Raw genomic sequence first — 10,614 nt, 5'->3', positions numbered from 1 at the left:
TACTTAATATACTTAATATACTTAATATACTTAATATACTTAATAACAAATTCTATAGGAGGTGTTTAATTCATGCCAGCTGCAAACCATCCGGAATATAAAGCTGAGCTGGAAAGGTGCAGGTATACACTGGATTATGTTAAAAAAACCCTTGATGCCACATTAAACAGGAAGAAAAAGCTTGATAGTGATGTGGAACAGCTTAAAAGGCATCAGAGCGGCGATAGCAGTCAAAGCTATGTTGAATTGATGATTAATTCGCTGCTTCAGGGAAGCATGGAGCTTAAGCTTCGTAATCTGTATACCGCAACAGGAAAGCCTTATTTTGCAAGGGTTGATTTTACTGAAGAGGGAAAAGAAAAAAAGGAAAATTTATATATAGGCAAGATGTCTCTTATGAGAGAAGAAGACCAGGAGGTCATAATAGTTGACTGGAGGGCACCTGTTGCAAACCTGTACTATGAAGAGAGGCTTGGGGAAGCCCATTATGTATGTCCAGACGGCAATATAAAAGGCAGCCTGACTTTAAAAAGGCAGTTTTCCATAGAAGAGGGAGAGCTTCGGGAGATATTTGACATAGATATAACTACAAATGATGATTTTCTTCAGTCCTATCTGGGAGCAAGTGCGGACAACAGGCTCAAGGAAATTGTTTCAACCATCCAGGTAGAACAGAACAGAATCATCAGGGCTGATATATGGAAGCCTATGATCGTTCAGGGGGCGGCAGGCAGCGGTAAAACCACTATTGCCCTTCACAGGATAGCATACCTTCTCTATACCCATGAAAAAACTTTGAAGCCGGAAAGCTTCATGATTATAGCACCAAATAAGCTTTTTTTAAACTATATATCGGAGGTATTGCCGGAGCTTGGTGTTGAAAGGGTCAGTCAGACAACCTTTGAAAGCTTCGCCATGAATCTTTTGGGTAAAAAGTTCAAGGTAAGGGACGGCAATGAGAAGCTTATAAGCTTTATTGAGGATAAAAAGGCTGCTGATAATAAAAAGGACATTGAAGACAGAAGGCTTTTTTATGAGGCTACAGTCCTTAAAACATCCATGGCATTTAAAACCATTATGGAAAGGTATGTTGAATATGTAGAAACCGTTTTTCTGCCAAAGGAAGACTTTAAGATTGAAGGAATTGTTGTATACCCATATGATGAAATTAACAGGCTTTTTCTTAGAGATTATAAAAGGTGGCCTCTGGTAAAAAGGATAGATGAGATCAAGAAACATCTAAATACCAGAATGAAGGTAATGAAAGAAAAAATCATCAATGCACTGCATGCAAAGTCCGATATGGAGGTTGACTGGCTTAAACTCACTATGCCGCCTGGCGATGAGCGGCAAAAGCTTATAATCGAAGCCATTGACTCAAGGAACGAGCGTATAAACAGGATTGAAGCCTACTCTAAAAAAGCCGTAGGTGAATATGTAAAGAGAATATCAAAGTTTAGCCCCTGGGAATACTATAGAGAGCTTATGGAAAATGAAGAATTGCTTCTAAAACTGTCGGAGGGGCTTGCGGACAGGGATATTGTGGCATACCTGAGGAAGTATTCGTCAGAGATCATCGCTTCAGGGTTTATTGAGATTGAAGACTTTGCTCCTTTGATATACTTGAAATTCCTTATACACGGCATAGATGAAAAAATTCCTGTGAGGCAGATCGTAATTGACGAGGTTCAGGACTTCAGCGTTTTTCAACTCTTTGCGTTAAAAATGATTATAAAGGACAGCTCCTTTACACTTTTAGGTGACCTGTGTCAGGGAATTCATTCATACAGGGGCATTAAAAACTGGAAGGAAGTAAAGGAGGAGGTTTATAAGGACAAAAAACCAGAATACCTTACTCTTCAACAGAGTTATCGTACATCCATTGAAATAATGGATGCTGCCAATAAGGTTATAAGTTTGCTGGATGACGATGAAATCATTCTTGCAAAGCCAGTCTTCAGGCATGGAGATCCTGTAAGGCTTATAGGAAATCAAAGCACCAAGGAGATGGCTAAGGCTATGTCGGCTGCAATATCGGAGCTTAAAGAAAAGGGGATAAATTCTATTGCTGTTATATGCAAAACACTTGATGAGTGCAAAACGATTCAAGGGATTATGAAAAAGGATGTTCTCCAATTGCAGCTCATAACAGGTAAGGAGGATAAATATCAGGGCGGAATGGTTCTTGTACCGTCCTATCTCTCCAAAGGTCTTGAGTTTGATGCTGTTATTATTGCAGGAGCAGAGAACTACACCGAAGGTGAACTGGATATAAAGCTTCTGTATGTAGCTATGACCAGGGCACTTCATAAGCTGGATATATATTATACAGGTGAGACGACAAAGGTTTTAGATCGTATTATGGGTAAAGGGATGTAAGTATAATAAAGTTTAAGATAGAATTGTGGAACAATCTTACAGGGGGATGTTTATGGATAAAATGGAGGGTATCAAGACTCATTTTGATGAGGAAGCGGAAGAATATGACGGAATAATAAGAAAACTCATGCCGTATTACACCCATATGGTAAAGACAATAGCTGATTGCATACCCTTTAAGAAGGATGAGTCAATTGAGGTTATAGATCTTGGCTGCGGAACAGGTACAATTTCCAAGGCGATATTGGATATATACCCTAATGCAAGGTTTACCTGTGTGGATATGGCCCCAAGAATGCTTAAGATGGCTGAAAGAAAGCTTTGTGATGCCAAGGGGGCAAGGTATATTAACTGTGATTTTTATCAGTTTGAGTTTGACAAAAGGTATGACGTTGTGGTGTCTTCTCTTGCACTCCACCATCTGGTAACGGATGACGACAAGATGGGTTTTTACAGGAAGATTTCTGATAGTGTAAAGCCCGGAGGAATATTTATAAACGGAGATGTTGTGCTTGCATCTTATGAGTGGCTTCATGATATGTATTTGGGAAAATGGAAGGAGTACATGTCAAAGTCAGTTCCTATGGAGGAAATTGAAAAAGCTTGGATGCCTCTGCATTTCAGAGAGGATTCGCCCATATCAATGATGAAGCACCTTGAGATGCTTAAGGAAGCCGGTTTTAATACTATGGATATTGTTTGGAAATACTATAACGTGGCGGTTTATCTTGCTATGAAGTAGTTGGCAGAAGTACAACAGATATGATTCATGATTTGGGGAACGATTTGGGAGTTAGCTGGTTGGATTGGATGAAATCTACACCAGAGAAGAATTGAACAAGTTTTTATTGGAGGGTAACAATGCCGATTGTTGAAAAAGATAAGGAATACAGGATTACTATAACCGGAATGAACCACGAGGGCCAGGGAGTTGGCAGGGTGGATGGGTTCACGGTGTTTGTTGATGATGCCTTGGAAGGCGAAGAGGTACTTGTAAGGATCACTAAAGTTAGCAAGTCCTACTCGGTAGGCCGATTGGTGGAGATCATAAACCCGTCTGCCAGCCGAATATCACCATTCTGCCCGGCCTTTGAAAAATGCGGCGGCTGCAGCTTGCAGCACATGAGCATGGAAGCACAACTCAGGTTTAAAACCAACCTTGTGAAAGAAAGCATAAAAAGGATAGGCAAGCTGGAAGATGTAATAATCCATGAGACAATCGGTACGAAGGATCCATTTAATTATAGAAACAAGGCCCAGTATCCTGTTAGAGCAGGTACAGATAAGCCGATTGCAGGATTTTATGCAAGACGATCTCATGAGATCATAGAGTGCAAGGGCTGCGGAATTCAGAATGAAACCAGTGATCGGATAAAGGATGCTGTAAGTGGATTCATGCATAGATATAAGATTGTTCCGTACGATGAAGCCAAAGGTACAGGACTTGTAAGGCATATAATGACCAGGGAAGGCTTTAAAACAAGGGAAACCATGGTTGTTATTGTTATAAACGGAAAAGACTTTCCGCATAAGGACAAGCTGATTCAAGAACTGGTTGAAAGGGAGCCATCAATAAAAAGCATTTATCTGAACATCAACAGAAAAAACACCAATATTATTATGGGTGAAGAGAATATTAAAATATATGGTGAAGATTTTATCACAGAATACATAGAGGATTTAAAATTCAGAATATCTCCCCTTGCATTTTTCCAGGTAAACCCAGTGCAGACTGAGGTGCTCTATGGAAAGGCACTCCAATATGCGGATTTGACAGGAAATGAGGTGGTATACGACCTGTACTGCGGAACAGGGACCATATCATTGTTTCTGGCCAGGAAAGCGAGAAAGGTCTACGGCATAGAGGTAGTAGCCGATGCAATAAGAGATGCGGTGAAAAACGCAGAAATAAACTGTATTAAAAATACAGAGTTTATTGTAGGGGAAGCAGAAAAGGTGGAGTTGACCCAAAGGGCTGATGTGGTGGTACTTGACCCTCCAAGGAAGGGCTGCGATGAGAAACTGCTTAAGACTTTGGTGGATATGGGACCCAAAAGGATTGTCTATGTGTCATGTAATCCTGCGACGTTGGCGAGGGATTTGAATTATCTTGCGGAGAATGGGTTTGAGGTGCTTGAGGTGCAGCCGGTAGATATGTTCCCATGGACGGGGCACGTTGAAACGATAATAATGATGACGAAATGTGGTTCGGAGGACAAAAAGTAGACTTTGACCACAAGATGTTGTGGTTTGCAAGCCAAAAATGAACAAAAATCGAAGCAAAAAAGTGCAAATTTTGGCCCGTTTTTTTGGCCGTTTTCATAGATGACAAAGGGTCGTTGGAGAGAAATGACCTCCAAAATTACAATTTCATACAGGAAAATACAAAGGCATCAGGACAGCAAATCTTGATGCCTTTGTATTTATGCTTAGGCTAAATACCGTACTTTCCAGACAAACCCTCTCATGACCATAACGTTCGTAAACCCTCATGCAGCCGCTATTTTTTTGTGCTTACATTATTTCTGCCTTCTCTTTTTGCATTATATAGAGCAATATCAGAGTATTCTACAAGCTTGTCGGCATCTAATGTATCTTCCGGATATGACGAAACGCCTATTGATACAGTCATTTTTATCTCTTGGCCAGTGCTCAAAATAAAACCATGATGCTCAATATTGTTTCTAACGCGTTCAGCAACTTTGACAGCTCGATCTAACGGGCAATCAAGAAGTATAGCTGAAAACTCCTCGCCTCCGTTTCGGGAAACAATATCAAAACTCCGGCAAGTATTTTTGATGATATCGCCTAGTTGTTTTAAGACAAGATCTCCTTCAGTATGCCCGTAAGTGTCATTTACTTTTTTAAAAAAATCAACATCAATAAAAAGAAACGAGAGATTTTCATTTCTTTCATTTGCTTCGTTAATGGCTTTATTTAATAGCGTGTCAAATTGCCTGACATTGTTCAATCCGGTTAAAAAATCTTTCTTAGCGTCATCTTTCATTTGACTATATATCTTGTTCGCTTCAGTAGTATTTTCCAATAAAAAGTATAACAGGAAGGAAGACGCCGCAAATATACCGTAATAAGATATAAGCACATCTTTAAGCACTATTAAGTTTTTTAGTAAAAATGAAAAGCCTATGTCAAACGATTTCAAGGTAAGGGGGTGTGCATTTTTCAGGGGTGTGCATAGCAAATAAATCCATCGGCATAATAAACACTCCCATGAAATACTTATTGATTTAACTCTTCAATAAACTTTTCCCGTACCTTTTCTGCAGCAAAGCACCAACACCAATAAAGCAGGCCAATGCAACAAAGGTTAATATTAGCCCCTGCAAATTATTTTCTTGAGTCTGTGATCCAGCTGAAACCCAAATTAGTGTTCCAGGTATCCTTGACATTCCATATATCAAGAAAAATCGTGAAGCTTTTATAGGAGTCAATCCTGCTATATACACCAGTAAATCCTTGGGGATGAATGGAAGCAGACAAATAATCATGATACCGAATGAGCCTTTAGTTGAGTTAACCAAGTCGCTTATTTTTTTCAATTTATCATGGTGTACCAATTTTGATACAAACTCAGCACCCAAGGTTTTAGAAATAAAGAATGCGCTCATTGTTCCGGCCATAATACCCAGTATCGACAAGCCAAAGCCTATCGGAATACCAAAAACGTAACCTCCAGTGAAATTGAATATATCACCTGGTATCACAACCAGCAAAACATGTAACGCCTGGATAACAACAAATGAGATAAATCCTAAGAACCCTTTAGAAAGAACATATTGTCTTATCGTCTCTGCATCATTTAGTTTGTTTAAAATCCAATCATAATTGCTTAGGATAAATGCCACAATTACTACTGAAAAGATCAGAAGGATAGAGAACTTGATTTTTGTTTTTTTATCAATATCCTGGAGTTTTTTCAACATTTCATTTTACCTTACCGATCCTTTTATTCAAATTCGAAATTTGTCTGTGCCCTTGTACAATCCTTGGCAATAGTAAACGCATCATTAAAATCCGTCTCAATATCGGTGATGCTTTCATATATAATATCAAGCCCCATTAATCTCTTTAAAAAATGCTGTTGCTTTTCCTTTAATGGTAATTCCTCATACCAAGGCTGCCTTTTTTTATCTTTCTTTTGAAAAGAGGAATAAATCAAGTAAAGAAGTAAGTCACCAAAATAAGAATAATCTAGATCATATTTATATAGGTTATTATCTGCAAATCTGGCTAATCCAAAGTCAATAAGATATACATCCTCTTGATCAACGAGAACATTAGGTATCCTTATATCCCTATGGGCCACACCATTTTCATGCAGATATTTGATTATGTTTATGATCTTAATCCCAATATCAAATATTTCCTCATCTGAAAATTTATAATTATACTTAAAAAGCATATCTTTTAGAGTAATTCCAGGTTTCAACTCCAATACAAACGCATAGAATGATTTTTCATTTATCACACCCAGAAGCTCAGGGATTCGATAGTCCCTGAGCTTTGAGAGTATGACTGCCTCATGTGCATTCTTATCTGAATTTCGCGCAAAGATACTAGGTTTGAATCTTTTAAGAACAACCCTTTGTCCATGGTCGTTTTTAGCATGAAAGCACAAGCCGTATCTTCCTTCACCGGCTACTTCCTCAATTGTATATTCCCCGTATTTTTTCCCTCGATGTTTTAATTCACTAAAACATCGCATCAACTCAACCATTCAACTTATTTCCGCAATTGTTACAAAATTTAGCATTGGGTGGCATTTTTCCTCCGCAATTTTGGCAATACAACTCCGTTTTGACCTGTTCACCACAGTTCAGACAAAACTTCGACCCTGCTGGAACCCGGGAATTGCATTTATTACATGCGAGTGTATTTTGCTGAACTGATGATGGATTCTGCTGCCCTTGAGGATAGCCCTGTTGTGGCGGGTAAGGTTGGTTCCCGTAATTATTGTAGTGCCCCCCAGAACCACTTCCCGAACCAAACATATTAAGCAAGTTGCCAAATATACCCTTTTTCTGATAATGATTACTTCCATAATTACCTTGCCTATAGTGATTCCCTTTTGATGATTTTGAAAAAAAACTCATTCTATTACACCTCTTTCAATTGTTTTATTTTACTTGTTTGAAAAATGCTGTCTATTCAAATACCATGAATAGCGATAGGATCAGGGCTATAAGGCCTAAAACTAAAAGCATCGTTTTTATTGGTCTTTGTATAGTTAAATTTGGAAAAGCCTGGCGAAACATTACTTTTATTTGTTTTTGATGCCAAGCAATATGAATCAATACTAATATCACTACTATTATGCCAAGAATAGGATGCAAATCCGAATCCCAACTAACAGCTAATCCCGCCATAAATATAAAGAGTATAGAATCAAGAATGATGTTCTTCCTAACATATCTCAATGCTTTATTATCATCCTTCACCACTCTAAGCCTCCTGCTTGAAAATGACTTTTCGGAAAAGTTTTACCAACTCATACCACAGCACCGCTATACATGAGATTCCAGCCGAAAGCAGCAGTTGCTCTGAAGACAACGGTGCTAATTTCAAAAATCCACTAAGTGGCGTATAAAGCATAATAAGCAGTCCGGCTAAAGTGCCAATGATAACACCCCACATTACTTTATCCTTTATCTGTCTGATAAAAGTTCTAAAGGCAAACTCTGTATTTGAACTGTTTACTTGCACAAGCAGAACATTGGAAAGGAATATAATGCTTAGCCCCATCGTTCTTGCAAGAGGTGCATTTTCCGGATACATATTTATGAAATGGTAGTACGTTGCAAAGGATGCTCCGAATATTACTAAGCCTTGCATTACACTCTTGGATAGCATTGCTGCTGTTAAAAGCTTTTCTTTTGGATTGCGTGGTGGCCTTTGCATAATGTTAGACTCAGCAGGCTGGCGCTCTAATACAATTAAGCAGGTCGGGTCAATTACTAGCTCCAGCAAAACTACATGCAGCGGAAGAAGCAAGAGGCTCGTAGGACTTATCCCCATAAAAGGCGCAAGAAGTGAAGCAAATGCTATAGGTATATGGATAGTAAATACATACCCAACTGCCTTTTTAATGTTGTCATATATCCTTCTGCCATCCTTAATAGTATCAACAATTGTTGAAAAGTTATCATCCAGAAGTATCAGGTCTGCAGCTTCCCTTGAAACCTCCGAGCCACGCTTGCCCATTGCTATTCCAATATCAGCATATTTCAGTGCTGGCGCGTCGTTAACACCATCTCCAGTCATTGCTACCACTTCGCCATTTTCTTTAAAGGCTTTCACAATTCGCATCTTATGTTCAGGAAGAACACGAGAGAAGACGCTAACATCCTTCACTCTTTCTCTCAGCTCGTCGTCACTCATTTCATTGAGTTCGTCACCAGTTATTATATGGTCGCTATTTGGCATATTGATTTGATTTGCTATGGAGCTTGCTGTAATTCCGTTGTCCCCGGTTATCATAACCACTCGAACTCCGGCTTTTGTACAGGTCTTGATATCTTCTTTTACCGATTCTCTCGGCGGATCTGCAAGACCTACCATTCCCAGAAGCTCTAGCTTGCAGTCCAGGAGGGTATCCGGAATTTCATTTTTATTTTGGATAACCATCTGGCCAATCGCAATCACACGAAGACCTTGCTTGGACATTTCGTAAATCTTATCTTCGGCTATTTTTCTTTCGTCGGGAGAAATGTCGCATATTGTAAGAATACGCTCAGGAGAGCCTTTCGCGGCAACTACAATCTCAGTTCCATTCTTCCAGACATGGCCCATCATTTTTAATTCATCAGTGAAGGCATATTCTTTTAGCAGCTGCCCGCTAAAAAGAAGCTCTCTTGAAATCCCCAGTTCTTCACATCGAGCGATCATAGCCTTTTCCATAGGATCGTACGCGTCAGGCTTGCAGCCCATACCCATTATCTTGGATATGTATTTTTCATCGCCTGAGGTGCTGAAGGTTTCTCTAACTGCCATTTTGTTTAGTGTTATTGTGCCTGTCTTATCGACACACAGAACAGATACTGCACCTAAGGTTTCAACTGAAGGAAGCCTTCTTACAAGCGATTGTTTTTTTGCAAGCCTCCAAGCACCCATGGACAAGAAAACCGTCAATATAACTGGAAACTCCTCTGGAATCATAGCCATTGCAAGGGTAATTCCTGATAGTATGCTTTCAATAACTCTGCTTTTAATTATGTGATCAGGAATGTTAAAGAATGTAACAACACCAACCAAAACAAACAGCACCGCAGCAATCATACCGCTCAGCTTTACCAATCGGCCTGTCTGCTTCTGAAGAGGTGTATCTCCTATCGGGGCAACAGCGATATCCTTGCCGATCTTTCCATACTCACTAGAAAGTCCGATTTTATCAACTAAAACAGTACCTGTACCCTGTGTAACAAGGGTTCCTGCATAGCAATAATCACGTCGCCAATAATCATTGTTTTCATTAACATAATTATCGCTAGTCACTTTCCAGACACCAAGCGATTCTCCAGTGAGAGAGGATTCGTCAACACATAGCGTACTTGCCCTTACAACAGTTCCGTCTGCCGGAATTTTGACACCTTCCGCTATGAACATGATATCTCCAGGAACCAAATCCACACTGTTGATAATCTTTTCTTCCCCATCACGCAGCACCTTGATACGAGGAGCCGATAAGTCCTTCAATGCCTTCAGTGTCTTATCTGTTTTCCATTCCTGAATTGCTTCAATGCTTATTATCCCGATTACAAATACGAGCATGATTGCTCCGTCTTTTGGCTCTCCAAGTATAAAGTAGACTGCTGCTGCAATGATCAGTAATAAAAACATTGGCTCTGTGATGACTTGAAAGATTTTATGAAATATATTTTCTTTCTTTTCCGGAACTAGCTCATTCTTGCCGTACTGTTCTTGAAGCTTTGTTGCCTCTGAGGTTGTCAGCCCCTTCAGCCTGTTGATCTTTTCATCTGTCATAATAGTTACCTCCAATTTTTCTTGTTATAAGATAGCTCTATGGCATTGCAATCTTCAGATATGTCCCAAAATAGATATAAAAAAAACCTGTGGAACATTTTACTGTCCCACAGGTTGTATTCACCTGCTGCCTAATTAGGCCCAGCCCCATGAACTTTTACAAAGTTCATCGCCTGATCAGATTGTACTGTAGATTTATATGCAGTGCAAAGAGATTATTAAGAGAATACCATG

9 protein-coding genes and 1 riboswitch are annotated in these 10,614 nt (G+C 39.4%); of the genes, 3 read left to right on the top strand and 6 right to left on the bottom strand.

Going from position 1 to position 10,614, the window contains the following annotated elements; genetic code table 11:
• Nucleotides 1-192: 192 nt before the first annotated feature.
• The 3 genes from helD (at nucleotide 193) to rlmD (ending at nucleotide 4,605) form a co-directional block, all read left to right on the top strand.
• A complete protein-coding gene (gene helD / locus VIS94_08330) occupies nucleotides 193-2,379 on the top strand; it encodes an RNA polymerase recycling motor HelD (protein HEY9161077.1) in 2,187 nt (728 codons plus the stop codon).
• A 52-nt stretch (nucleotides 2,380-2,431) separates the two neighbouring features.
• Complete coding sequence (locus VIS94_08325; GenBank protein ID HEY9161076.1) at nucleotides 2,432-3,121, top strand: class I SAM-dependent methyltransferase; 690 nt, start codon at nucleotides 2,432-2,434, stop codon at nucleotides 3,119-3,121.
• A 119-nt stretch (nucleotides 3,122-3,240) separates the two neighbouring features.
• On the top strand, nucleotides 3,241-4,605 hold the full coding sequence (gene rlmD, locus VIS94_08320; GenBank protein HEY9161075.1) for a 23S rRNA (uracil(1939)-C(5))-methyltransferase RlmD: 1,365 nt from the start codon (nucleotides 3,241-3,243) through the stop codon (nucleotides 4,603-4,605).
• A 274-nt stretch (nucleotides 4,606-4,879) separates the two neighbouring features.
• Here rlmD and VIS94_08315 read toward each other — a convergent pair whose 3' ends face one another.
• The 6 genes from VIS94_08315 to VIS94_08290 form a co-directional block, all read right to left on the bottom strand.
• Nucleotides 4,880-5,386: a GGDEF domain-containing protein gene (locus VIS94_08315; GenBank protein ID HEY9161074.1), complete on the bottom strand. Its 507-nt coding sequence runs from the start codon at nucleotides 5,384-5,386 to the stop codon at nucleotides 4,880-4,882.
• 241 nt (nucleotides 5,387-5,627) lie between these two features.
• Nucleotides 5,628-6,323 carry a TVP38/TMEM64 family protein gene (locus VIS94_08310; GenBank protein ID HEY9161073.1) on the bottom strand — a complete coding sequence of 232 codons (696 nt, stop codon included), beginning with the start codon at nucleotides 6,321-6,323 and terminating at the stop codon, nucleotides 5,628-5,630.
• 23 nt (nucleotides 6,324-6,346) lie between these two features.
• Entirely contained in the window at nucleotides 6,347-7,117 is a 771-nt protein-coding gene (locus tag VIS94_08305; GenBank protein HEY9161072.1) for a protein kinase family protein, read from the bottom strand.
• Nucleotides 7,110-7,391 (bottom strand): zinc-ribbon domain-containing protein, encoded by a 282-nt coding sequence (locus VIS94_08300; GenBank protein ID HEY9161071.1) that lies wholly within the window; start codon nucleotides 7,389-7,391, stop codon nucleotides 7,110-7,112. Before VIS94_08300 ends, VIS94_08305 begins: the two co-directional genes overlap by 8 nt.
• Nucleotides 7,392-7,544: 153 nt before the next feature.
• Nucleotides 7,545-7,841, bottom strand: coding sequence for a hypothetical protein (locus VIS94_08295; protein HEY9161070.1), 297 nt, complete (start codon nucleotides 7,839-7,841; stop codon nucleotides 7,545-7,547).
• Nucleotide 7,842: 1 nt separating this feature from the next.
• A complete protein-coding gene (locus VIS94_08290) occupies nucleotides 7,843-10,380 on the bottom strand; it encodes a cation-translocating P-type ATPase (protein HEY9161069.1) in 2,538 nt (845 codons plus the stop codon).
• 100 nt (nucleotides 10,381-10,480) lie between these two features.
• Nucleotides 10,481-10,571: riboswitch (NiCo riboswitch) on the bottom strand.
• Between the last annotated feature and the right edge of the window lie 43 nt (nucleotides 10,572-10,614).

Source organism: Desulfomonilia bacterium (genome assembly GCA_036567785.1).
Classification (GTDB): domain Bacteria; phylum Desulfobacterota; class Desulfomonilia; order UBA1062; family UBA1062; genus DATCTV01.
The sequence above is the reverse complement of the archived record's forward strand: the minus strand, read 5'-3'. Positions and strand labels throughout refer to the sequence as shown.